We start from the raw sequence: 24147 nt of genomic DNA on the forward strand, positions 1-24147 counted from the left end.
ACAAGATAAAAAAGAAAAAATATTCTTTAATCCAATAGGACTTGGAATACATGATTTGTCAGAAGCCCACAGAGTATTTGAAAATGCAGTGAAGAAGGGTATAGGTAGAAAACTTCCATTATGGGAAGAGCCATTTTTAGGATAAAAAAAGAAAATTCCAGTGCAAAATATTGAAAATTAAAGGGAATAGATAGGGGGCAATACTAATGAATATATTATATGAACAAATAGCAGAATTTCTTATAGCTGGGAGGGTTAATCAAGTTAGAAACTTAACTCAAAAAGCCTTGGATGAAGGCTGTGATCCAAAGGAAATAATAAACGATGCCTTATTAGTTGGAATGAATGAAGTAGGAGATTTATTTAAAGATGGAGAATTGTTTGTACCAGAAGTATTAGTTTCAGCTAAGGCTATGAATTCAGGAATGGAATTATTAAAGCCTCTACTTAAAGATGGAGATATTGATAAGGTGGGTAAATGTGTATTTGCAACAGTTAAGGGGGATCTTCATGATATCGGTAAAAAACTTGTAAAAATGATGATGGAGGGAGCTGGGTATGAGATTATTGACTTAGGTGTTGATGTTGATCCTGAAAATATTGTTGAAGCAGTTAAAAAGCATAAACCTGATTTAGTAGGTATGTCGGCTATGCTTACAACTACAATGGTGGCAATGAAGGATACTGTGGAAGCATTAAAAGAAAATGACCTATATGAAAAGGTGAGAATTATGATTGGAGGAGCGCCAGTTACAGATAAATATGCAGAAGAAATAGGAGCCTATTATTCTTCAGATGCATCTGCTGCAGTAGACTTGGCAAATAAATTAATGGATAAAAATTGTTGTAAATCATGTTAAAAATCCTTTGGACTAACTATAGGGGGGATAGACAATGAAAAAAAGAAGAAATAAAAATCCTTTTCCAGGAGGATTAATTGGTGGTCTTTATAAACCATTAACTCAAGAAGGTATAGAAAAGATACATAAAGCAACTATGAAGGTATTTGAGCAGACAGGTATAGAAGTAAATGATGAAAGAGCACTAAAAGCTTTTCATGATGCAGGAGCGGAAGTTGATTTTAAAAGAAAGATTGTAAGAGCTTCTGAAAGCTGGGTTATGGATAAAATAAAAACTGCTCCATCATCAATTACATTGTATGGACGTGAAGATAAACATAATATGGTGCTTGATGATTATAATGTTTACATTGGTACTGGCGGAACAGCTACGAATGTTTTAGATATAGATACAGGTGAAAGAAGACCATCTACTTTAGAGGATGTACAGATGGCAGCTAGATTGGTAGATGCACTTGAGAATATACATTATTTTGTAATATCCTGTTTCCCAAATGAACTGGAGAAAAAAGATGTAGATGTAAATAGGTTTTATGCTGCAATCAGAAATACATCTAAGCATGTAATGGGTGGAGTTTATACTAGAGAAGGGATTGAAAACATAGCTAAATATGCTGCTATGATAGCAGGAAGCAGAGAAGCATTGTTGAAAAAGCCCTTTGTATCATTTATTACCTGTATAATGAGTCCCTTAGTTATGGATAAAGATTATACAGACTTGATGATTGCGGCAATTGAGACAGGACTTCCAATGGCTACGCCTACTGCACCAATGGCAGGATCAACATCTCCAGCAACCTTGGCTGGAACTTTAGTGCAAATGAGTGCAGAAGCTTTAAGTGGAGTACTTTTAACCCAAATATTAAATCCGGGGCATCCTGTATTATATAGCTGTGTTCCTACTACTTCAGATTTAAGGACCGGTGCATTTTGCTTTGGTTCAATAGAAATGGGAATGATGAATGCAGCATGTGCCCAATTATCGAGATTTTATAATCTTCCAAACTATACTACAGCAGGGGTTAATGAAGCAAAGATTCCAGATATACAATCTGGATATGAAGGAATGGCAACGACTCTTCTTTGTGCTCTAGCCGGATCTAATTATATACATGATGCTGCTGGTTTGATAGAGTCTGGAATGTCAATTTCATATGAGCAATATATAGTAGATAATGATATTCTTGGTATGTGCATGAGAGCAGTTAAAGGCATTGAAGTAAATGATTATACTTTAGCAGTTGATGTTATAAATGAAGTTGGACCAGCAGGGAATTATTTATCCCATGATCATACTGTAATGAATATGAAAAAAGAATTCTTTTACAATAAGCTTTCTGATAGAAATACCAGAGCTAGGTGGGAATCTGAGGGAGCTTTAGATGCAAGAGAAAGAGCTAAAATAATGGCTAAGGAGATATTATCAAGTCATAAGCCATTGTTTATTGACAAAAAAGTTGAAAAAGAAATATTGTCAACTATACCTAATATGATACAAGAATGGGTTGAGTAAGGAATTTTAAGTTGAATAATATAATTGAACTATTTTTGACTATTTTTATAATATGCAAAAACTATCCTATTATTTATTTCATAACAAAATGCATATCAAATATAAATTAACTATTTTACTGGAATATCTATATATAAAAAACGGGTTTATTACATGAACGAAAAGGAAATATTAAAATCCTTGATATGGGAACTAGCACACTGAGTTAAATTAAGTTTGATATGCACATCTCTTTAAAATAAAATTTATTTAAGATTCTATCTAAATTATTTTCAATTCCAAAATGTAAAAAAGAATAGAGAAATAAAATGTAAAAGGGGGATTTATATGAATTTTGGACCTTATGATATGCTGATGGATTTTGGAATAATGTCCATTTTACTTTTTGTAGCTCAAGTCATAAGAGCAAAAGTGAAGTTTGTTCAAAATATGTATTTACCAGCATCAATGATAGCTGGATTTTTAGGTTTGTTTTTAGGTAGTCAGTTTTTAAACATATTACCATTTAGTGGAAATATTGCAAGCTATCCATATATGATGATAGTAGTACTATTTGCAGGTTTGTTCCTTGGAAACAATGAAAAGAGTTCATTTAAAGAAGTTGTAAATAAAGTTGGTGATACTTTTACCCTTAATTTAGCTGCTGAGGTAGGGCAATTTGGATTTGCAATTGTAATAGGTGGACTTATTTTAACAAAATTATTTCCACAAGTTAATCATTCATTCGCTTTATTAATGCCAGCAGGCTTTGTTGGAGGGCATGGATATGCTGCTGCTATTGGTGGAACCCTTAAAGATATATTAGGGTGGGATGAAGCTATAACAATAGGGCAAACGTTTGCCACGTTAGGGTTATTGTGTGGGGTATTTGGCGGCATAATACTCATAAATATTGCCACTAGAGTAAAGGCCACAAGACTTATTAAAACAATGGGTGAGTTGCCAAAGAGTATGCAGACTGGTTTGATACCAAAAAAAGAACAGAATAGTATGGGCCTTAATACAATTAATTCAATGTCACTTGATTCATTGACATGGCATGTTGGACTTGTTTTAATTGCAACGGCAGGTGGATATTACGCATTTTATGGATTTAAGAGATTGGTACCTAATGCAAGTCTTCCTATGATGAGCTTGTCAATGTTAGCTGGTGTATTGTTGCAATTTATATTAAATAGAATGAAATTAGCAGAATATATTGATAAGAAAATAATGACAAGAATTGGTGGAGCATCAACAGATTTTCTTGTTGGATTTGGAATAGCCTCTATAAAAATATCTGTAGTTATAAAATATGCAATTCCAATACTTATAATGTTATTAATTGGAGTAGTATATGCCTTATTATTCCTAAGTTTTATTGGAAGGAGACTATTTCACAATTTCTGGTTTGAAAGATCAATATTTATATATGGATGGATAACGGGAGTAGTAGCAATGGGAGTGACACTTCTTAGAATAGTAGATCCTGAATTTAAAACTGAAGCACTTGAAGATTATGGTATGGCTTATGTATTTATATCTTTTATTGAATTGTTTATTGTATCTGTAGTACCTCTATTTGTGGCTAAAGGTCAGGGGCTGATTGCAGGAGTAATATTATTGATAGTATTTAGTGCATTATTGATAATTACTGCAACTAAATATGGTGTTCAATCTTCCAGTATTACTGAATTAAGAGAAGGTGAATCAGAAGTAATAGCTGAATTGAATAATTCTGAGAGTTTCTAAAATTAAAATTATGTAGTTGAGATAATTATACAATTTTGCCAAATTGGAGTTATGCAATTTCCTCAATTATATGAAAATATTTTAGCGTATGGAGGGACTTTACGTTATGAATAATGTGGAATATAAATTTCAAGGTGACTTGAAAAAGGGTAATTATAAATTAAGTAAAAAAATTAAAAAATTTTCATATGAGAATATCCCAAATGAAGTCAAAGCTCACTCTAAAGTGTGTTTGCTGGATTTATTAGGAGCCATATTAGGAGGAAGCATTACAAAACCGTCTGATTATGCTAAGAAATTTGTAAAAAAGGTATATCCAGGTGAAGAATGTACAGTAATAGGAAAGAGTACAAAATCAAATGTTATAGGAGCCACCTTTGCAAATGCTTTTAGTGCAAATGCAATAGATATTGATGATGGATATAGACCTGTTAAAGGACATCCAGGTGCATTAGTTATTCCTGCTGCACTTGCCGTTGCAGAGTGGGCAAACAAGTCGGGAAAAGAATTGATGGAAAGTATTATTTTAGGATATGAAATTGGAACTAGAGCAGGTATAGTCTGGCATGATTATTATCCAGTTTATCATAGTTCAGGAGCATGGGGAACAATTGCTTCAGCGGCTGTTACTGCAAAGCTTTTAAACTTTGATGTTGAAGAAATATATAATGCTTTAGGTACAGCAGAATGGAGGGCTCCTATGAATCCTATGATGAGATGTATTGATTATCCATCAATGAGTAAAGATGGCATAGGATGGGGAAGTCCAACAGGTGTTGAATCTGCTCTTATGGCAAAAGAAGGATTTACAGGGTGTCCCAGTTTATTTGGATACCCTAAATATAATAAATATATTGAATCATTGGGAGAAGAATACAATATACTAAAATTGTATTTTAAGCCCTTTGCCTGCTGTAGATGGGCACAACCAGGGATAATAGGAACACTTAAGATACTGGGAAAAAATAATCTTGCTCCAGAAGATATCAATAAAATTAAAGTCTATACCTTTAAAGAAAGCTCAAGACTTTCCACAGATCCTCCATCAAATGCTGATGAAGCCCAATATAATATTGCATATCCCATTGCTGTAACAATAGTGGATGGAAAAGTAGGTCCAAAGCAGTTAGTTGATGAAAAATTAAAAAATACTATTATTTTAGGACTGATGAATAAGATAGAAATAATATCAGATTCCAGATTTGATAAAAAATTTCCCCAAAATTGTGAATCAGAAGTTGAGATAACTGATAGAAAAGGAAATGTTTACATATCTGGACATGTTCAAGCTAAAGGAGATTGGGATAATCCATTAAGTAAGGAAGAGATATTGAATAAGTTTAAATGGTTAGCAGAATATTCTAAATCAGAACAGCAAATTGAAAGGATTATTGATATGATTAATAATATTGAAAAATTACGTTCAGTTAAAGATTTAATGAAGTTATTATAGAAAAGGAAATATTAAAATCGGGAGCTAATACTTATGGATAGGATTAATAAGGTAAAAAAAAGATTTCAAAGCGCACAATTATTACTCATTGGAGTTGCAATAATATGGGGACTTAACCCCACAATAGTAAAAATAGGACTAGAGGGAATAACAAGTTATACCTTTAATTTGGCTAGACATATTGTTGCTGTTATTACTTGTTGGATATTCTTTTTAATTATTGAAAAGAGCTGGAAAATTGAGAGAAAGGATATAAAAATAGTTTTACTTTTAGGCTTCTTAGGATATTTTGTGTACCAATATTTTTATATAGTAGGAGTAAGTCACACAACAGCTGGAAATACATCGCTTATCTTTGCTACATTACCATCAATTGTCGCATTGATTAATGGAGTTTTTAAAATAGAAAAACTAAATAAAGGTATAGTACTTGGAATCATAATATCTTTCATAGGAATAATTCAGATAGTTGTGGGAACGGGAAAGCAGATAAGCATATTTGACAATTATTTTGTTGGAAATATAATGATTTTTTTAGGAACTACTACCTGGGCAATATACACCATTATGAATAAAAAACTTCTTGAAAAATATTCTCCTATTAAATTAAGTACATATGGAGTTACAGTTGGGACAATATTTATGATACTTACTTGGCCTAAAGCCTTATTTGTTCAGAATTGGTCCATAGTATCAATAAAAAGTATTTTAGCTATAATTTATTCGGGAGCATTTTCAGTAACTATTGCAGCAATATTATGGAATTTAGGTGTAAAGAAAATTGGAAGTACTAGAACTTCCCTTTATAATAATATAACTCCTATTATATCGGTATTATGTGGGATTTTGTTATTAAATGAAAAATTTAGATTTCTCCAGGGGGTAGGTGCTATATTAATATTTGGGGGATTGTACATTACTAAGGAAGGTAAAATAAAAAAAACAGATAATAATTTTATAGATACAAAAAAATACATAGTAAAAAAATGATTATATAATATTTATTGTAATCTTTAACCCAGATTATTCATGGAAAGTTTGAAAGTAGGTACCAGAGCTTTTAATTTTCTATAAATAATCTGGGTTAAATTATGATAAAGTGTAAAATTCAGTTCTAAATCAAAGAAAGGGTATTTTCAGTATTTATATTAATTTATAAAAGGTATATAATTATTTTATAATTAAAGATTAAAGGAGAATATGTGATGCTAATATTTACTACAATACTTACACTTGTAATAACAGGGGTTGTAGGATATTTAGGAAAGCTAAAGGTTAAGAATTCCCAGGATTTTACTATAGGAGGAAATAAAATAGGTATTATTGGAGTAACCAGCATGCTTATGGGATCAATAATTGGTGGTGCTTCTACTGTGGGAACAGCTCAAATGGCTTATAATAGAGGTATAGCTGCCATATGGTTTATTCTAGGGATTTGTATTTCAAGTATTATTTTAGGTTTAATTTATTCAAAACAGATAGATAAGGGAAGAATGGATACAATTCCACAGATTATAGGAGATACATATGGTAAAAAAGCTAGAACTAGTGCTAGTATATTGTTATCAATTGGTATGTTTATACATGTGAATGGTCAAGTTATTGCTGTAATTGCACTATTGACAGCTCTATTTAATTTAGATGTAGTGATTTCTGCATTAATAGTTATAATACTTCTTGTAGTATATGTGGTTTTTGGTGGTTTTTGGGGTAGTACCTATGTAGGCTCATTAAAAACCATATTACTTTACAGTACAAGTTTAATATGTGGATATATCTTAATATTCAAATTAAATGGTATTAATGAAGTTCTTACTTTTTTCCCAAAAGAACCTTGGTTTAATATGTTTAGTGGTGGGCTTGCCGAAGATCTTGCTTCAGGTATTGCCACTGTTGTAGGTGTTCTATCAACTCAAACTTATTTTCAGGCAATTATGGCAGGTAGAAATAGCAAGACATCTAAATATAGTGCTTTTATAACTGCATTTCTTGTGTTTCCCGTAGGTATTGTATGTACATTTATAGGGATGTATATGCGTATCCATTATCCCAGTATTCCACCAAGGGAAGCTTTTCCTTTGTTTTTATTAAATCATCTAAATCATGCTATTGGTGGAATATCCATAGCCACAGTTTTAATATCTTCCATAGCAACAGGAGCTGCTTTAGCTTTAGGGATTGCAACTATGTTTGTTAAAGATGTGTATAAACCTCTAATTGATGAAAAAATAAGTGATAAGAAGGAGCTCTATATTTTAAGAGGAAGTATTATTTTTGTAGGATTACTATCATTGTTTGTTGTTATTAAAAATAAAAACTCTATGATCTTGGGCTGGGGATTTTTATCAATGGTATTTAGAGCTACTCCTATTTTTTTACCTCTTACATCTGCAATGTTTTTTAAAAATAAAATTAACAAGAGATTGGGTTTTTATGCAATAATAGGGGGTCCTTTGGCTAGTGTGTCTTGGATTTTGTTGGGATATGGAAAAATAAGTTCATTATATATCGGATTAATAGTGAGTTTTTGTATATTATATTTCACCAATAAATTTAAAATGTCGACTGTAAATAAACAAAGTTAAACCTTGAATAGCTAATATATAAATTAAATCGTTGTGCTAATTCTTATACCTGAATTTTTAATATTTCCTTTAAAATTTTTCGAATTTCAAAGTTGTTTATGCTTAAAAATTATTAAGATTATATTTAATAATAACCTAATCCATTATTAAAAAAATTCATTTTTCTTAATAATGGATTGTTTTATATTATATTTTTTCATTCTATATTGTAAACTTTGTCTTTTCATGCCTAGTTTTCGAGCAGTCGATGCAACATTCCAGTTATTTTTTTGCAATGATAGTAGAATTATCTGTTTTTCTATAGTTTTCATTGTATTTGATAATTCACCTATCTGTAGAGACAAATTAAAGTCATTTTTTTTATTCAGACTTCTGTGTGAATTATTAAAAATATGCTGAGGTAAATGCTCAGGTAAAATAATAGTTTCATAATTTTTCATGATATTCATTGCAGATTCTATTGCATGCTGAAATTCTCGAATATTGCCTGGCCATTCATATTGCATAAATATATTCATTGTATCAGAAGATAAATTATCAACAGTACTATTAAATTTTCTATTATATTTGCTAATGAAGTTTTTGGCTAGTAAAGGAATATCTTCTTTGTGTTGATGTAAAGAAGGAATTTTAAGATATACTACACTTAACCTGTAAAATAAGTCTTCACGTAGTTTTTGCTTTTGTATTGCTTCATAAGGTTCCATATTTATATTAGTTATAATTCTTACATCAACGGGAATTTCATCAATGGCTCCTACCCGTCTAATAACACCTTCCTGTAGAACTCTTAATAATTTTGATTGTAATCCCATGCTCATGGAATTAAGCTCATCTAGCAAAAGGGTTCCAGTAGTGGCTTGTTCAAAAAGGCCGGGTCTATCGACGGCACCAGAAAAAGATCCGCTGACAGTTCCAAAAAGAATTCCTTCTAATAAATTTTCTGGAATAGCGGCACAGTTAATTGCAATAAATGGCTTACTAGCTCTTTGACTAGCATTATGTATACTTTGAGCAAAAAGTTCCTTTCCAGTACCTGTTTCTCCATATATTAATACAGGAGAATCAGTTTTAGCTGCTTGTTTTGCCCAAGTTATAGATTGTTCTAAAGGCTGACTTAAACCAATGATATCATCGAAAGTATATTTTGCAGATTTAATTGAAGTATTTTTGGTGTTTTTTTTATTTCTTTTGTGCAGCTGTTCTTGCAAATCTAAAATTTTATCAGATAGTTCTTTAATTTTTGAGTAATCCCTCATGATAGAGACTGCACCTACCACTTTAGAATTTCTGAATAAAGGGTATGTATTACATACAATATTTAGCTTTTTTCCAGTACATGTAGTGTAGCTTTGGTGTTTATCTTGAATAGGCTTACGTTCTTTCATTGCTTGAAATAGTAAACTATTTTCTTGTGTCAGATTATATATATTTGTTACAAGTTGTCCTAATACTTTTTCACGAAGCAAATTATCAAGTTTTTGATTTGCATCATTATAAATTATTAATCTTCCTTCATGGTCACATGCCATAATCGCCTCATCAATAGAATTCACAATATTTTTTAAGATGTCATATTCATCTTTAATTGAAGTTGTTTGAAGGAATAAAACTTTTTTATCATTTCTTGATAAACCAATTGATGCAATTAGTGTACTTTTAATTTTTTTCCCATTGATAAGATTGAAAGTACCACTTTTTAGTTTGCCTTGAATAAATAATTCCGGGCATATGATTTCAAAATTTCGTCCTATTGCATCAGATACAGATATTTCTAAAAGTTCTGCTGCTTTAGGATTGATACAGCTTAATATATTATTTTTTTCAAGTATAATAATACCTTGCTGTATATTTGTAAAAATTGTTTTAAGTAATTTCTTAAAAAAATCATATTTTTCTTCCATGAATTATTTCCCTCCAACATATGATATTTTTAAAAATATTAACACCAAATAGAATAATTTGAAAAAGTTATGTATTATCACATATTTTAGCATAAATACTTCTAATTATGAAGTTGAATTAATAAAAGAATTATTATAATTCATAATTTTTAGGTAATTCAAGTAAAAAACTAAATAAAAATTATACTATGCAAAATTTTTATGCCTTTGAAATGACTAATTATTGCAAAAATCTATTGCATATAGATTTTAAGAAAGAAATATATATTAAAAAAATTAGTAATATAAATTTTTAAAAATTTTTTTAAAACTAGAAAATACAAACAAGAGTTAAGTAGAGTAAAACTAATTTTATAATTAAATATTCTTGGCATAGGGCTTGCTTGTTTATATTAGTTAGAAATAAAAAAATAAATAAAGGCACCTAAAAAAGGAGGCATTTAAAAATGAGCAGAAAAGTTGAATTTGTATATTTACAGCAAGAGGATTGCATAAAAGCAGGTGGAGCTGATATGAGTGGCACCATGAAGGCCACAGAAAGGTCATTTTTCCTTCATGGTAAAAAGGATTTTATTTTACCAGGTAAGCCAGTTATAAGATGGGGAGGCCCGGAAACCGAAGAGACAACAGGAAGAATAATGTCAATGCCAGCATATTTAGGGGGAGAAAAATATAGTAAAGAATTAAAAGAAAGAGGATTAATAGGGCCTATTAATACAAGTGGAATAAAATACATTCCAAGTAAGCCCCACAATCCTAAAAAATACAATCTTCCAAGGGCTAATGCAATTATTATTATTAATGATCCAGAAACATTAATGCCAGCATGTATAATGGATGGAACATTGGTAAGTGCAATGAGAACAGGAGGAGCATCAGGAGTTGCAGCAAAATATTTAGCAAATCCTGATTCAAAGGTAATGGGACTTGTAGGAGCAAGTGTACAGGGGATTACTCAAACACTAGCAATAAAAGAAGGAGTTCCAACATTAGAAGTATGTAAGGTTTTTGATATCAACCGTAAAACAAGTGAAGAATTTGTAGAAAAAATGAAAAAGGAACTGGATATGGAATTTGTAATTGTAGACAGTGCCGAAAAGGCATTTAGGGATTCAGACGTTATAAGTACAGCCACCATGGCGAAAAAACCCTATGTAAAAGGAAAGTGGTATAAAGAAGGAGCATTTCATTGTGAAATATCTTTCTGGGATACACCTCCAGAAGCACTGAAGGTTATGGATTTTGTGGTAGTGGATGATTGGTATCAGGTTAATCATCATGGAGTAGACGTTAGCTGTAGGGCTGTAAAAGAGGGAGTAATACCAGAGGAAAAAATCCGTGGAAATCTTGGAGAAATAGTAGTTGGTAATAAACCAGGTAGACAAGATAAAAAAGAAAAAATATTCTTTAATCCAATAGGACTTGGAATACATGATTTGTCAGAAGCCCACAGAGTATTTGAAAATGCAGTGAAGATGGGTATAGGTAGAAAGCTTCCATTATGGGAAGAGCCATTTTTAGGATAATTATTAATTGAGAAACTTACATAATTAACATTATTAAATTTTAAAAATAAAATGTAGATAGCTTATCTGTCTCTCTCTACTACATTTCATATTTTGAAATTCTTTACATGTATTATGTAGTTTCCTCAATTATTTAAAATAATTATGCTTAGGAGATTATATATTTATTGTACAAAAGCCAGGATCTTAAGAAACCTGGCTTTTGTATTTAGTAACTGTTAAATTATTTGATTTGAGAATGAATTCATCTGAATCAAATTTACATAGAATTTTAGCTATTTTCCTATACCAAGAACTTCCTTTGCGTATTTTATACTTTTAATGCATGCTTCCATTTGCTTTTCACGGGCTATTTCTATAGGGTCATCACCCATATCCCATTCAATTTCGAAAGTAATGCGGTCGGTGGGTGATACCTTCTTTATAGTCTGGAGTACTTTAAAACAATCTATATCACCATCGCCTAAAGCTACTCCGTGGAATCTGATACCAAACTGGTCTCTATCAAGCTTATGGTCACAAAAATGATTTGCAAAGGCGTATGGAGCAAGTTTTTCTACTGCAACCATAGGGTCTTCCAAAACGCCCATGGAATTAACAGTATCAACACAGGCTCCTACCATAGGATGATTAACTTTTTCAATCAACCAAAGGATTTCATCAGCATAGGTTTCAGTATGGTTTTCTAAAGCAAGTTTTACTCCTGACTTTTCAACTAAGGGAAGAGCAGCTTTGATTTCATCATAAACATTGCAAAGTTGCCTCATTACAATTGGATGAAAGCAACTGCCGTAAAGAGGCCTAGTACGACGAATATCAAGGCTAATTTTTGCGATATCGGCTCCTAGCATTTCAGCAATATGAATACCGTCTGCTATGCTATCTGTTAACCTAGGGTCAAACTCTTCATTAAGAGAAAAGTTGTACTCAAGATAAAGTCCATGATCTTCAGCTGCCCCACGGACTTCTTTCAGCCGTTTATCATCTTTCCTTTCCAGATCACAGCCAGTAATATGAAGTCCATCTAACCCCCATTGGACAGCCTTATCCATTAGCTGCATAAGGGTTATTTCCTTTGGTCTTGGATTAGCAATTATACCCCAATTTTGACCAAGTCCCCAAAGGTGAAGAGTGTAGGTGTGAATTCCAAGCTTCATTTTTTTATCCATTATCATTCCTCCTTATTTATTTTAATTATCTTTAATAAAAATAAATGCAAGAAAAGCTAAAATAACCTAAGACTTTATCATGTTATATATTTTCAATTTTAGAAATATTAAAGCAATTTTTGTGCCTACTATAACTATTGTAATTCTATATACAATATAACAACATTAGAGAGGACTCTATATTTTTATTTAGATGAAAAAGAAATGAGTATTTTTGCAGTTTTACTCATTTTTATTTTGCACATGTAATATCTGCATACATATTTTCTCAGAAGGCTGTATATAAAAATATAGATTTTTAAAAAATGATTTTTATTATTATATAATTACCTGAGCAAATTGCATAATTACCTTCTGTAAAAATCATCTACTACATATAGCTTTAAAACCTTCAGAAATATACCATATATATCATGTGATTCTGTCAAATCATAGTTATTCAATTTCTTTGCCTCTCCAAAGAAACTTAAGAATTGTAAAAAAATTGTAATATGAGGAATTTATATAAAATGTTAACACTGCAAAATTTGTATGCACGAAAAAAACTATAAATTAGCAAAATTAATTTGCATAGGAGTTTTAAAAGGATATTATTTGTAGAAGTATTTGAAAATATATTTTCTTTTATATTTGAATCATTATGGAAAAAGCATGAGTAAGTGAAGAAATAGAAGTATAACATAAAGAAAATTAAGAATATTTGGCATATTAATTGCTTAATAAATTAACTGAGATATATTAATAAAGACAGAGGAGGGATTAAGTTGAGAATTGAAAATCACCCAGTCCTTACATTTGATCGCCAAAAAGAGATTAACTTTATATTTGACGGAAAAAAATTAAAGGGATATGAAGGAGAGACCATTGCTGCAGCTCTTCATGCAAACGGAATAAAAGTTTTAAAGCATGATGATCGCCCTAGGGGATTATTTTGTGCAATAGGAAATTGTTCTTCATGTCTAATGGAAGTTAATGGAGAACCAAATGTTAGGGTATGCGTTGAAGAACTAAAGGAAGGCATGATTGTAAAAACCCAGGACGGAAAAGGAATTTTTAAAGGTGGTGAAGTCAAATGATGCATACAGAAATAGCAGTAATTGGTGGAGGTCCTGCAGGAATGTGTGCAGCCCTTGCAGCAGCAAGAAATGGTGCGAGAGTAACAGTGTTTGACAGAGAGAAAAAATTAGGAGGGCAGCTGGTAAAGCAAACCCATCGTTTTTTTGGATCGGAAAAGGAATATGCAGGGACTAGGGGAATTAATATTTCTACCCTTTTAAAAGAAGAAATTAAAAAGAATAAACTTATAGATGTTAGATCAGATGCAACAGTATTGGCAATTTATCATGATGGTGTTATTACCTTTGAAGAAGGAAAGACCTATAATAGACTTACAAGTGAAAAAACCATTATAGCCACAGGAGCAAGTGAAAAAATGCTTCCATTTCCAAACAATGATTTACCCGGGGTATACGGTGCAGGTGCTGTACAAACACTTATGAATCAGTATGGAGTTGTTCCTGGTAATAAAGTTTTAATGGTTGGAGCCGGTAATATTGGAGTTATTGTATCCTATCAATTGATGCAGGCGGGAGTGAAAGTGGAAGCTATTATAGATGCAGCACCACAAATAGGAGCATATCTTGTTCATGCTTCCAAGGTAAGAAGATTAGGTGTTCCGATTTTAACTTCCCATACAATTAAAGAAGCTATAGGTGAAAACTTTGTTGAGGGAGCAGTAATTTGTGAGTTGGATGAAAACTGGAAACAAATACCTAAAACAGAAAAGAAAATGGATGTGGATTTAATATGTCTTTCTGTTGGATTATCACCATTGGTTGAATTACTTAGACATGTTGAATGTGAAATGAGATATGTGCCCCATCTTGGAGGTTTTGTACCAGTACGTAATGAGAACTTAGAAACAACTGTATCAGGTTATTATGTGGCTGGAGATGCTTCAGGAATAGAAGAAGCTAGTAGTGCTATGATTGAAGGTTCAATTGCTGGGCTTTCTGCTTGTGAGGCATTAGGATATGGTGAAAATATAGAAAAGCAAAAAATGCAGTATATTCAGGAGCTTGAAATATTACGCTCTGGTATTGTAGGAGAAAAAATTAGAACGGGATTAAAACTATTAGTAGGATAGGTGGTGAGATATATGTTTAAAAAAACTGGTATAGCTTCAAATAAAATGATAGAAAAGTTATTGCCATCAGCTGAAAGAAGAAAAAAAGGACCTTATGCTATATTTGAATGTTTTCAGGAAATTCCTTGTAATCCATGCTTTACTTCATGTAGAGTAGGTGCTGTTGAAGCTTTTGAAGATATTAATCATATTCCAAAAGTTCATCATGAAAAATGCTCGGGTTGTGGGTTATGTGTAAGTGCATGTCCAGGATTAGCTTGCTTTGTTATTGATGAAACATATTCTGATACTGAGGTATTAATAAAAATACCATATGAATTTTTACCATTGCCTAAAACTGGTGAAACAGTCAATGGATTAGATAGAGAAGGGAATATAGTAACTGAGGTTAAAGTAATAAAGGTGCAAAACAATAAAAAACTTGATAATACAAATGTCATTACAATTGCTGTACCTAAAAAATTTATGTTGGATGTCAGAAATATTCAAGTAGGGAGGGAGTAGTATGAGCGAAAAGAAAACATATCTTTGTCGCTGTGAGAATCTTACAGTTGAAGATTTACATAAGCTGCTAGATCAAGGAATTACATCTATGCAGGAAATAAAAAGAGAATCAAGATGTACAATGGGCCCATGTCAGGGAAGAACCTGTAGGGAGCTTATAGCTAAAGAAATAGCAAAATATAAGAACATTGATATAACTGAAGTTGACATGCCAACATATCGTGCTCCCGTTAAACCCATTAAGCTTGGTCCTATAGTAGGTGGTGAAGAAGATGCGTAAGAAGGCTGATGTTGTTGTTATTGGTGGTGGGTCAATAGGCTGTTCAGTGGCTTACCAATTAGCAAAAAAAGGTTTCAAAAATATTGTGTTATTAGAGAAAAGATATTTAACCAGTGGTTCTACAGGTAGGTGTGGTGCTGGTATTAGACAGCAGTGGGGAACTGAAATGAATTGTTTGATTTCTAGAGGAAGCGCTGAAATGTTTAAAACTTTGGGAGAAGAGACGGGTTATGGTGATATTGAATTTAGACAAAGTGGATATCTGCTAACAACATATGATAAAAAACAAGCTGTAAGGCTTGAGAAAAATTTGGAGGTCCAGCATCGTTTAGGTATTCCAGCTAAAATGATTTCTACCGAAGAAGCCAAGGAACTCGTACCATATGTAAATACTGAAGGCATGGAAGCAGCATTTTTCTGTCAGGAAGATGGACATATTAATCCTTTCAAAACTACCTTTGCCTTTGCAAAAGGTGCAGAAGATCTAGGAGTTGAAATTAATAAATATACAACTGTTACAGGAATAAAAACAAAGGGAAGAAAGATAACTTCAGTTGTTACTGATAAAGGTGAAATAGAAACAAATACAGTTGTCAATGCTGCTGGTCCCTATGCGAAATTTATTGGTAAAATGTTAGGCTTATCTCATCCGGTAGAACCAGAGAGACACCAGCTTATGATTACAGAGCCAATGGAACATATGGTTGGACCTATGGTAATGTCATTTCATCATGATTCTTATATTAATCAAGTGCCCCATGGTGGATTTTTACTAGGTTATGGAGATCCCGATGAACCAAAGGGAATAAATTACAAACATGAGTGGAGATTCCTAGAAGAAATGGCAAGAAGAGCTGTTTTCCAATTTCCTTGTATGAAAGATTTAAGAATTGTTAGACAGTGGGCAGGTCATTATGGGATATCACCGGATGGACAACCGATTTTGGGATCTATTCCTGAAATAGATGGATATTATTTAGCTTTAGGATGTGGAAAAGGTTTTATGCTATCTCCAATGATAGGTAAACTTGTTGCTGAATTGATGGCAGGGGAAGAAACATCCCTTCCTATTGAAAAATTAAGCGTTGAGAGATTTGCTAAAGGCGAGTTAATTGTTGAAACAGGAGTTGTATAGGGTTTAAATATATAGGACAATGACTATGTTTAATAGAAATGAAATTGTATGAAATTTAGATATTTACTACTCCGATCTTCAAGAGCCCATGGTGGGTTTTTGGAGACGATAGGGTATGGAGAGTAATTTCCATGCCTGCTGTTTGCAAAGGAGTTCATAAGTTTTTATGGTAGTTAAAACCATATATATGCTTATGAACTTTTATTTTTATTCTAAAATCTAAGATAAACAATTTATATTTTGTTTATCTATAAAAGGAGCTGAGAAATTATGAAATTAAAAGTTGATGCTTCAACGTGTTCTGGATGTGGAGCTTGCAAATTAGTTTGTGCCTTAAAAAATTTTAAAGATATAAATCCTTGTAAGGCAGCACTTAACGTAAAGGGGTTTTTTCCAAGCCCAGGAAAATACAATGTTGAAGTTTGTAATCAATGTGGAGCATGTGCTGAGGCATGCCCAGTAGATGCTATTTATCTGGAAGATGGTGTTTATCTAATAAATGAAGATGAATGTATCAATTGTATGAATTGTGTTGAAGCATGTCCTACTGGAGTTATGATGACACATAAAGATGTGGATGTACCATTTAAATGTACTAATTGCGGTGAGTGTGTAAGCCTTTGTCCCAGAGGTGTGCTGTCCTTTGAAAAATAATTAAATTAGGAGGTGTATACCCTATGAAATACGGGTTTAATAATAGAGTTTTAAGAATTAATTTAAGTACTGGTGAAATAAAAAAAGAGGAGCTTGATCAGAAATTAATTGATGAGTTTATTGGAGGTAGGGGATTTACTTCAAAAATAATGTATGATGAATTACCTGTGAATACAAAACCCTTAGATCCTGAAAATTTATTTGTTATGGCCATGGGACCTTTTAATGGGCTTTTTTTTCCAGCAACAGGTAAAACCCATTTTGGATTTAAATCTCCTGCTTCCGGTGGATATGGAGACAGTAATATGGGAGGGCATTTTGGTGTTGCCTTCAAATATGCAGGATATGATTTGTTAATTATGACTGGTAAGGCCAAAAAGCCAAGTTATTTATATATAGAAGATGAAAAAGTGGAAATTCGACCGGCAGATAAGTATTGGGGGATGGGAGCCCTTACTGTTGAAAAGAAATTCAAGGAAGATTTGGGAGAGGAGTTTCAAATTGCAGCAATAGGACCTGCAGGAGAAAAATTATCAAGCTTTGCCTGTATATCCCATGATTTTGGTCGTCAGGCAGGGAGAACAGGAGTAGGGGCTGTTTTGGGATCTAAAAACATTAAAGCTATAACAATCAAAGGCACAGGTAGTATTCCAGTTTATGATCCTGAAGCTATGCTGAAAAAGGGTAAATATGTATATGAAGAAGTGAAAAAGAAGCCTGGGTTTAAAGGCTGGACTCCCCAAGGTACGGCAGGTATAACTGACTGGTGTAATGAAGTAGGTGCATGTCCTACTCGGAATTTCCAAACATCCTATTTTGAAAATTATAAAAATATTAATGGTCAGGCTATTTTGGATCATTTAAAAATTACTGACAAAGGCTGTTATGCTTGTCCTACCCCCTGCGGGAAGTATGGCTATGCAAAAACTAAATCTGGTTCAGCCTATGTAGAAGGACCAGAATATGAATCAATAGCTCTTTTAGGAAGCAATTGTGGTATAGGAGATATTGCAGAAGTCGGATATCTAAATTACATATGTGATGAATGGGGTGTAGATACGATCTCAGCTGGTGTAGCAGTATCATGGGCTATAGAATGCTATGAAAAAGGTATACTTACAAAAGAAGATATAGGCAGGGATGTAAAGTTTGATGATTTGGATTCAATAATATATCTATTGGATTTAATAGGTAAAAGGAAAGGTATAGGAGATTTATTAGCAGAAGGTGTAAAAGTAGCTTCTGAAAAAATTGGCAAGGGATCTGAAAAATTTGCTATTCATGTTAAGGGTGTAGAATGGACCGGTTATGAAAGCCGTAATGCTCCAGGGATGATGCTGGGTTATATGACTGCAGATATAGGAGCCCATCATGGGAGATGCTGGGTCCTTGGAAATGATGTAGCTGGCTCTGCTGATGCTGGTAGTGTGCATGATTTAATTACAGGAGGGGCTAAAGCTGATAAACTTCCTAAAGCTAGGAGAAAAGGTGTTTCAGGAATGGTAATTGACAGTCAACATTTAAGACCTGCCTTTGATTTATTGGGAACTTGTAGACTACAGTATATGGAATTGGGTTTTGAGGTAGATTATTATGAAGATTTTTATTATACAATAACAGGTAAAAAAATAAAATGGGAAGATGTTATAAAGGTTTCTGAAAAGGTTTGGAACTTAAATAGATGTTTCAATATAAGAGAAATAGAAGGATATGGACGAAATTACGATTATCCACCTGCACGATTCTATGAAGAACCCATTCCAGATGGCCCCAATGAAGGACATTATATTACATTTGAGGAAATTGAATCTATGCTGGACGAATACTATAAGGCACGTGGATGGGATAAAAATGGGTTGCCAACTAAAGAGAAGTTAATAGAATTGGGGTTGGAGGATGTGGCAGAAGCAATGTATGCAACAAGTGGTGGAGAATGTTGCTAATATTATTATATTTTCCTTAAGATGGAGTGTTTTTTAATGAAAATAAATTTAAGACTATCGGGAAGCCTTAGATTAATTTATCCAGATAAAGCTGAAAACATATTTATTGAAACCCCTGGGCCTATAACTATTAAAAGCTTACTTTACAAAGCTGGAATCAGTCCATTTGTTGCTTCAATTATATTAATAGATGGGAAGAAAATAGATGATAAGAATAAATTAATTGATAAAGAAGAAGTAGAGATAACTATTATGGGGCCTGTTGCTGGAGGATAAATCAATATGGAGATTTAAGTAAATTGTTGAAATGTGGCCATTTGAAAAAGAGGGAGATTATTAAGTGCTAACCCTCTTTTTTAAATACTTGAGGAAATTGCTTAATTGAAAATAAGAATAATTGTAGAATAATTTTACATGTGCAAATAGAAATAGATAAGAAAAGCAAAAATAGTTTGCACTTTATATACAACTATGAATTATAAAAGCTTCGTAATTCGTGTATATCATTGATATAACAGTGGCACAGAATTTGCTTTAATTATTAGAAAATTCAAATAAATATATTGAGTTTAATATCGAAGGAGAGATTAAATGAAAATATTTAAAGATTTTGAAATTGAAAAAGGTGTATTTTTTCCACCTGCAATTTTGATGGGATTGACATTAACTATTGGTATGATTTCAACAGAAAGTTTTGCAAACTGGGCAAGTTCATCATTAGAATTTACAATTAATAATTTTGGTTGGATGTATTTACTACTGGCCTTTATAATTTTTGTTTTTACATTAGCTCTTTCTTTCTCAGCTTTTGGAAAGATTAAAATTGGGGGAGAAGAGTCTGAGACTGAAGTAGGTTTTTGGCCATGGTGTGCTATGTCGGTTTGTGGAGGAATTGGTGTAGCCATGGTATTTTGGGCAGTGGCAGAGCCTTTAACCCACTATTATATACCACCAATTTTAGCAGGTGCTGCTCCAGAAAGCCCTGAAAGCGCCATAAGAGGATTGCAAATGGCTATATTTCACTGGTCATATGTTCCCTATTCATTATTTGCAATTTTTGGTGTGGCAGTAGGCTATGCCTCATATAATATGGGATTACCCTTTAGACCTAGTTCAGCCCTCTATCCCTTAATGGGAGAAAAAATTTATACGTTCCCAGGTAAATTGGTAGATGCCATTTCTGTATTGGCCCTTATTGGTGGAGTTATTACTTCTCTGGGATTTGGTACTATGCAGTTCGCTTCAGGATTAGGGTTTTTATTTAATTTAATACCCAATGATACTATTTATGTACTAATAATTACTATATTAACCGTAAGTTATACTTTTTCTAGTTATAGAGGATTGCAAAAAGGAATGAAAATCATTAGCAGTATCAATTCCTATATTTATGTATTCTTAGTAATATTTCTTTTTTCTTTTGGACCTACTAGATTTTTACTTAATATAGGAGTAGAAGCAATGGGATCCCTTATTAAAAATTTTGTACCTACTGCTCTAAATATAGATGCTTTTAATACAGGTGATGGTTGGAGTGGAACTTGGACAATATTTTTCTGGGCGTGGTGGATGGCCTGTGCTCCTTTAGTAGGAATGTTCTTAGCTAGAATAGCTATCGGAAGAACTATTAGACAATTAATACTTGTAAATATATTTATTCCAGGGACATTTATATTTATGTGGTTTACTGGATTTGGTGGTTCGGCTATTTATTACGATCATTTTAAAAATGCAGGAATTATGAATATTATTAATCAGCGGGGTTTGGAAGTTTCCATGTATGCATTGTTGCACAACCTTCCAATGTCATATATAACCATTCCACTAGGGGTTATTGTTTTAGGCTTTTCATTTATAACCTTGGCAGACGCCATGACATCTACTATCTCAGCAATAACTACAAAAAATACAACTGTAAAGGAAGCACCGGAATCAATAAAACTATTTTGGGGTTTGATGATAGGTGCAGTTACAGTACTTTGTCTTCTAGTCAGTGGTGAAGTTGGAACTCAGGCATTGCAATCAATGAGTATAGTATATGCTTTGCCAATCTTTATATTTTCAATATTTGTAATTATATCATTATTAAAGATGGCTTCTTCAAAGGAAGTATTAAATAAATAGTTTAATGCAGGTATTTTCAGAAATATGAAGAATATTGTAAATGTTAATTATTCTATATGTTGTTGTAATTTTGTAAAATTAATAATTTATGTTAAATAAGGGGGAGCTAAATGGATTTTAAATCAATTGAGTCTATATCCTTATACAAACAACTTTTAGAAGGAGTATCAGATGCAGTAATAATATATAAAAAATCAGGTTCTATTCTATGGTGTAACAGATATGCTTCACAAATTTTATCTAAATCAGGAAATGATATATTAGGTGAAGATATAAAGATTTATATTCCTTGTATTTCAAATGAAAATGAAAACAATGGAATAATAACTTTGGAAAAAAAAGGGAGCTTACCTAAAAGTTTTGAAGTTAAAAGAGAAATATTAAAGGATGGAGTGCATGAGTTAAATGTGGTATATTTAAGAAATATTGCTTTTTTTAAACCCTTGGAAATAAAGAATAAAAATAAGAAACCAAATAACTATGAAGATAATATAATACCTTATCAAAATGCAAAGTATAGGTTTGAAGATATTATTGGGGAAAATAAACAGTTAAATGATGTAAAGGTATTAGCACAAAGAGCAGCTCTTTCTTCATCACCAATACTTATATATGGAGATACAGGCACAGGAAAAGAATTGTTTGCACAAAGTATTCATAATGCAAGCAAAAGAGGGAAAAATCGATTTGTAGGTATAAACTGTGCAGCAGTTCCAGATACTCTTTTAGAAGCAATATTTTTTGGAACGATTAAAGGAGCTTATACTGGAGCAGTAGATCGTCCTGGACTCTTTGAATTAGCCTCAGATGGAACCATTTTTTTAGATGAGATCAATTCTATGCCTTTATATCTTCAAGCTAAATTACTAAGAGTAATTCAAGAGGGAAATGTAAGAAGATTAGGAGGCAGTGATAATATAACTGTAAACACTAGAATAATAAGTGCAATAAATATAGAACCCTTTGAGGCAATAAGGAAAAAGTATCTTTTAAATGATTTATTTTATAGGATTGGGGTAGTTTGTATTAGAATTCCGCCACTTATTGAACGAAAAGATGATTTATCAATTCTTACAAATTATTTCATTAAAAAAATTTGTTCTAAATTGGGAAAAAAGAGAAAAAGAATATCCCCAGCTGTTTTAGAGCTATTTAATAAATATAGTTGGCCTGGAAATGTTCGTCAATTAGAATATATTATTGAAAGTTCTCTTACCTTTATTAAAGATAGCGAACCAGAAATATTATTAGAGCACTTACCAGAATACTTTAGAAGTACATCTATAAAAACATCTCAGAAAAAGGATTTAAACGCTAAATCCAAGGTTATATCATTACAAGAGGAAATTAATAAGATTGAAAAAAATAAAGTTATTATTGCATTAGAAGAAGCAAGTGGCAATATTTCTAGAGCTGCAAGACAGCTTAATATGAGTAGACAAAGCTTATATTACAGAATGGTAAAATATGGAATAATGGTTTCTAGGTATAGATCTTTTTAATCAAATTAATATTTACTTAATAATATTACAAAAAAAGTAAGTTTTAATAAGAAAATTCTGAAGAATCCAAAAAAATTACAAAAAAAATAATAAAGTTGCAAGATTTAGAAAAAGAAAATGTATATCATATTAATTGAGGAAAATATATAATTTGAATTTATGCGAGGACTAATAACGATATGATTGGAAAAAAACTAATATTTTAAATATTAAGGCATGAGAAAACAGATAGGGTTCATTGGCTTTTTGGCAGGTGCTTTATTACATATTTATATAAATAAGATTATTGCAAAGGGGGAGGGATAAGGAAATAGAAATATATTAAAAGCGATTGAAAGAGTATGAGTAGGCAAATTAAAATCCAAGAAAAATTAATTTACTTTATTTAAAAAGATTTCATTGAAATTAGCTATAGGATGGGATGAAATTAAAGAAAATTCATAATTAGGGGGAAAAATGAATGAGTATATTATATGAACAAATGGCTGAAAGTATTGAAAATGGTATGGTAAGCAAGGTGAAGGAGTTAACACAAAAAGCCTTAGATGAAGGCTGTGAGCCAAAAGAAATAATAAGTAACGGATTGCTTCCAGGAATGAATGAAGTAGGAATTTTATTTAAGGAAGGGGAGCTATTCGTACCAGAAGTATTGGTTGCTGCAAAGGCTATGAGTGCAGGAATGGAATTAATAAAGCCTCTTTTAAAGGATGGAGAAGTACAAAGTGCTGGAAAATGTTTATTTGCAACAGTTAAGGGAGATCTTCATGACATAGGAAAAAAACTTGTTTCAATGTTGATGGAAGGTGCAGGATATGAAATTATTGATCTTGGAGTAGACATTGATCCAGAATCTATTGTTGAAGAAGTAAAAAAACATAAGCCTGATCTAGTAGGAATGTCAGCTATGCTTACAACAACAATGGTGGCTATGAAGGATACAGTAGAAGCATTAAAGGAGAATGGTCTATATGAAAAAGTAAAAGTAATGATTGGTGGAGCTCCGGTTACTGGCAAATATGCAGATGAAATAGGAGCCTATTATTCTGAAGACGCTTCTGCTGCTGTTGATTTAGCCAATCAATTGATAAGGGCCAGCTAAGTTAAAGGAAAGTTTATTG

20 protein-coding genes and 1 riboswitch are annotated in these 24147 nt (G+C 32.1%); of the genes, 18 read left to right on the forward strand and 2 right to left on the reverse strand.

What is annotated here, in order from left to right; all coding sequences use genetic code 11:
- The first annotated feature begins 206 nt into the window (after positions 1-206).
- The 6 genes from B5X81_RS02265 to B5X81_RS02290 all read left to right on the forward strand — a co-directional run bounded on the left by B5X81_RS02265 (position 207) and on the right by B5X81_RS02290 (position 8142).
- Positions 207-860, forward strand: a complete 654-nt coding sequence (locus B5X81_RS02265; RefSeq protein WP_079489042.1) for a cobalamin B12-binding domain-containing protein — start codon at positions 207-209, stop codon at positions 858-860.
- A 34-nt stretch (positions 861-894) separates the two neighbouring features.
- Entirely contained in the window at positions 895-2373 is a 1479-nt protein-coding gene (locus tag B5X81_RS02270) for a trimethylamine methyltransferase family protein (protein WP_079489044.1), read from the forward strand.
- A 327-nt stretch (positions 2374-2700) separates the two neighbouring features.
- Positions 2701-4104 (forward strand): sodium/glutamate symporter, encoded by a 1404-nt coding sequence (locus B5X81_RS02275; RefSeq protein WP_079489045.1) that lies wholly within the window; start codon positions 2701-2703, stop codon positions 4102-4104.
- 106 nt (positions 4105-4210) lie between these two features.
- Positions 4211-5557: an MmgE/PrpD family protein gene (locus B5X81_RS02280; RefSeq protein WP_170917240.1), complete on the forward strand. Its 1347-nt coding sequence runs from the start codon at positions 4211-4213 to the stop codon at positions 5555-5557.
- A gap of 33 nt (positions 5558-5590) precedes the next feature.
- Complete coding sequence (locus B5X81_RS02285) at positions 5591-6547, forward strand: DMT family transporter (protein WP_079489048.1); 957 nt, start codon at positions 5591-5593, stop codon at positions 6545-6547.
- Positions 6548-6762: 215 nt separating this feature from the next.
- Complete coding sequence (locus tag B5X81_RS02290; RefSeq protein WP_079489050.1) at positions 6763-8142, forward strand: sodium:solute symporter family protein; 1380 nt, start codon at positions 6763-6765, stop codon at positions 8140-8142.
- Between the two features lie 146 nt (positions 8143-8288).
- On the opposite strand, the gene B5X81_RS02295 is transcribed toward B5X81_RS02290, so the two are convergent.
- Positions 8289-10046 (reverse strand): sigma 54-interacting transcriptional regulator, encoded by a 1758-nt coding sequence (locus B5X81_RS02295; RefSeq protein ID WP_079489051.1) that lies wholly within the window; start codon positions 10044-10046, stop codon positions 8289-8291.
- 446 nt (positions 10047-10492) lie between these two features.
- Here B5X81_RS02295 and B5X81_RS02300 point away from each other — a divergent pair, with 446 nt between their 5' ends.
- Positions 10493-11572, forward strand: a complete 1080-nt coding sequence (locus B5X81_RS02300) for an ornithine cyclodeaminase family protein (protein WP_079489053.1) — start codon at positions 10493-10495, stop codon at positions 11570-11572.
- Between the two features lie 275 nt (positions 11573-11847).
- Here B5X81_RS02300 and B5X81_RS02305 read toward each other — a convergent pair whose 3' ends face one another.
- Positions 11848-12741 carry a sugar phosphate isomerase/epimerase family protein gene (locus B5X81_RS02305; protein ID WP_079489054.1) on the reverse strand — a complete coding sequence of 298 codons (894 nt, stop codon included), beginning with the start codon at positions 12739-12741 and terminating at the stop codon, positions 11848-11850.
- A gap of 764 nt (positions 12742-13505) precedes the next feature.
- On the opposite strand from B5X81_RS02305, the gene B5X81_RS02310 reads away from it, so the two are divergent.
- The 11 genes from B5X81_RS02310 to B5X81_RS02360 all read left to right on the forward strand — a co-directional run bounded on the left by B5X81_RS02310 (position 13506) and on the right by B5X81_RS02360 (position 24128).
- Positions 13506-13817 carry a (2Fe-2S)-binding protein gene (locus tag B5X81_RS02310; RefSeq protein ID WP_079489056.1) on the forward strand — a complete coding sequence of 104 codons (312 nt, stop codon included), beginning with the start codon at positions 13506-13508 and terminating at the stop codon, positions 13815-13817.
- Entirely contained in the window at positions 13814-14887 is a 1074-nt protein-coding gene (locus tag B5X81_RS02315; RefSeq protein ID WP_079489057.1) for an NAD(P)/FAD-dependent oxidoreductase, read from the forward strand. Before B5X81_RS02310 ends, B5X81_RS02315 begins: the two co-directional genes overlap by 4 nt.
- Before the next feature lie 12 nt (positions 14888-14899).
- On the forward strand, positions 14900-15391 hold the full coding sequence (locus B5X81_RS02320; protein ID WP_079489059.1) for a 4Fe-4S dicluster domain-containing protein: 492 nt from the start codon (positions 14900-14902) through the stop codon (positions 15389-15391).
- Position 15392: 1 nt separating this feature from the next.
- A complete protein-coding gene (locus B5X81_RS02325) occupies positions 15393-15671 on the forward strand; it encodes a (2Fe-2S)-binding protein (RefSeq protein WP_079489060.1) in 279 nt (92 codons plus the stop codon).
- Positions 15664-16806, forward strand: a complete 1143-nt coding sequence (locus tag B5X81_RS02330) for an NAD(P)/FAD-dependent oxidoreductase (protein ID WP_079489062.1) — start codon at positions 15664-15666, stop codon at positions 16804-16806. Before B5X81_RS02325 ends, B5X81_RS02330 begins: the two co-directional genes overlap by 8 nt.
- 57 nt (positions 16807-16863) lie before the next feature.
- A riboswitch (molybdenum cofactor riboswitch) is annotated at positions 16864-16975 on the forward strand.
- A 101-nt stretch (positions 16976-17076) separates the two neighbouring features.
- A complete protein-coding gene (locus B5X81_RS02335) occupies positions 17077-17460 on the forward strand; it encodes a 4Fe-4S binding protein (RefSeq protein ID WP_079489063.1) in 384 nt (127 codons plus the stop codon).
- A gap of 23 nt (positions 17461-17483) precedes the next feature.
- Positions 17484-19403, forward strand: a complete 1920-nt coding sequence (locus B5X81_RS02340; RefSeq protein ID WP_079489065.1) for an aldehyde ferredoxin oxidoreductase family protein — start codon at positions 17484-17486, stop codon at positions 19401-19403.
- Between the two features lie 36 nt (positions 19404-19439).
- Positions 19440-19679, forward strand: a complete 240-nt coding sequence (locus tag B5X81_RS02345) for a ubiquitin family protein (protein ID WP_079489066.1) — start codon at positions 19440-19442, stop codon at positions 19677-19679.
- Between the two features lie 315 nt (positions 19680-19994).
- Entirely contained in the window at positions 19995-21527 is a 1533-nt protein-coding gene (locus B5X81_RS02350) for a BCCT family transporter (RefSeq protein WP_079489068.1), read from the forward strand.
- Positions 21528-21637: 110 nt separating this feature from the next.
- Positions 21638-23029 (forward strand): sigma-54 interaction domain-containing protein, encoded by a 1392-nt coding sequence (locus B5X81_RS02355; protein WP_079489069.1) that lies wholly within the window; start codon positions 21638-21640, stop codon positions 23027-23029.
- A 460-nt stretch (positions 23030-23489) separates the two neighbouring features.
- Positions 23490-24128 carry a corrinoid protein gene (locus B5X81_RS02360; protein ID WP_079489071.1) on the forward strand — a complete coding sequence of 213 codons (639 nt, stop codon included), beginning with the start codon at positions 23490-23492 and terminating at the stop codon, positions 24126-24128.
- Positions 24129-24147: the final 19 nt, after the last annotated feature.

It is taken from the genome of Maledivibacter halophilus, from assembly GCF_900167445.1.
Lineage (GTDB): Bacteria > Bacillota > Clostridia > Peptostreptococcales > Caminicellaceae > Maledivibacter > Maledivibacter halophilus.

What these genes read in the sequence shown, in the direction of transcription:
- B5X81_RS02325 (WP_079489060.1), top strand. Translation starts at nt 15,393, where the DNA reads ATGAGCGAAAAGAAAACATATCTTTGTCGCTGTGAGAATCTTACAGTT.
- B5X81_RS02360 (WP_079489071.1), top strand. Translation starts at nt 23,490, where the DNA reads ATGAGTATATTATATGAACAAATGGCTGAAAGTATTGAAAATGGTATG.
- B5X81_RS02315 (WP_079489057.1), top strand. Translation starts at nt 13,814, where the DNA reads ATGATGCATACAGAAATAGCAGTAATTGGTGGAGGTCCTGCAGGAATG.
- B5X81_RS02295 (WP_079489051.1), bottom strand. Translation starts at nt 10,046, where the DNA reads ATGGAAGAAAAATATGATTTTTTTAAGAAATTACTTAAAACAATTTTT.
- B5X81_RS02320 (WP_079489059.1), top strand. Translation starts at nt 14,900, where the DNA reads ATGTTTAAAAAAACTGGTATAGCTTCAAATAAAATGATAGAAAAGTTA.
- B5X81_RS02340 (WP_079489065.1), top strand. Translation starts at nt 17,484, where the DNA reads ATGAAATACGGGTTTAATAATAGAGTTTTAAGAATTAATTTAAGTACT.
- B5X81_RS02305 (WP_079489054.1), bottom strand. Translation starts at nt 12,741, where the DNA reads ATGGATAAAAAAATGAAGCTTGGAATTCACACCTACACTCTTCACCTT.
- B5X81_RS02345 (WP_079489066.1), top strand. Translation starts at nt 19,440, where the DNA reads ATGAAAATAAATTTAAGACTATCGGGAAGCCTTAGATTAATTTATCCA.
- B5X81_RS02330 (WP_079489062.1), top strand. Translation starts at nt 15,664, where the DNA reads ATGCGTAAGAAGGCTGATGTTGTTGTTATTGGTGGTGGGTCAATAGGC.
- B5X81_RS02285 (WP_079489048.1), top strand. Translation starts at nt 5,591, where the DNA reads ATGGATAGGATTAATAAGGTAAAAAAAAGATTTCAAAGCGCACAATTA.
- B5X81_RS02270 (WP_079489044.1), top strand. Translation starts at nt 895, where the DNA reads ATGAAAAAAAGAAGAAATAAAAATCCTTTTCCAGGAGGATTAATTGGT.
- B5X81_RS02290 (WP_079489050.1), top strand. Translation starts at nt 6,763, where the DNA reads ATGCTAATATTTACTACAATACTTACACTTGTAATAACAGGGGTTGTA.
- B5X81_RS02275 (WP_079489045.1), top strand. Translation starts at nt 2,701, where the DNA reads ATGAATTTTGGACCTTATGATATGCTGATGGATTTTGGAATAATGTCC.
- B5X81_RS02280 (WP_170917240.1), top strand. Translation starts at nt 4,211, where the DNA reads ATGAATAATGTGGAATATAAATTTCAAGGTGACTTGAAAAAGGGTAAT.
- B5X81_RS02350 (WP_079489068.1), top strand. Translation starts at nt 19,995, where the DNA reads ATGAAAATATTTAAAGATTTTGAAATTGAAAAAGGTGTATTTTTTCCA.
- B5X81_RS02265 (WP_079489042.1), top strand. Translation starts at nt 207, where the DNA reads ATGAATATATTATATGAACAAATAGCAGAATTTCTTATAGCTGGGAGG.
- B5X81_RS02355 (WP_079489069.1), top strand. Translation starts at nt 21,638, where the DNA reads ATGGATTTTAAATCAATTGAGTCTATATCCTTATACAAACAACTTTTA.
- B5X81_RS02300 (WP_079489053.1), top strand. Translation starts at nt 10,493, where the DNA reads ATGAGCAGAAAAGTTGAATTTGTATATTTACAGCAAGAGGATTGCATA.
- B5X81_RS02335 (WP_079489063.1), top strand. Translation starts at nt 17,077, where the DNA reads ATGAAATTAAAAGTTGATGCTTCAACGTGTTCTGGATGTGGAGCTTGC.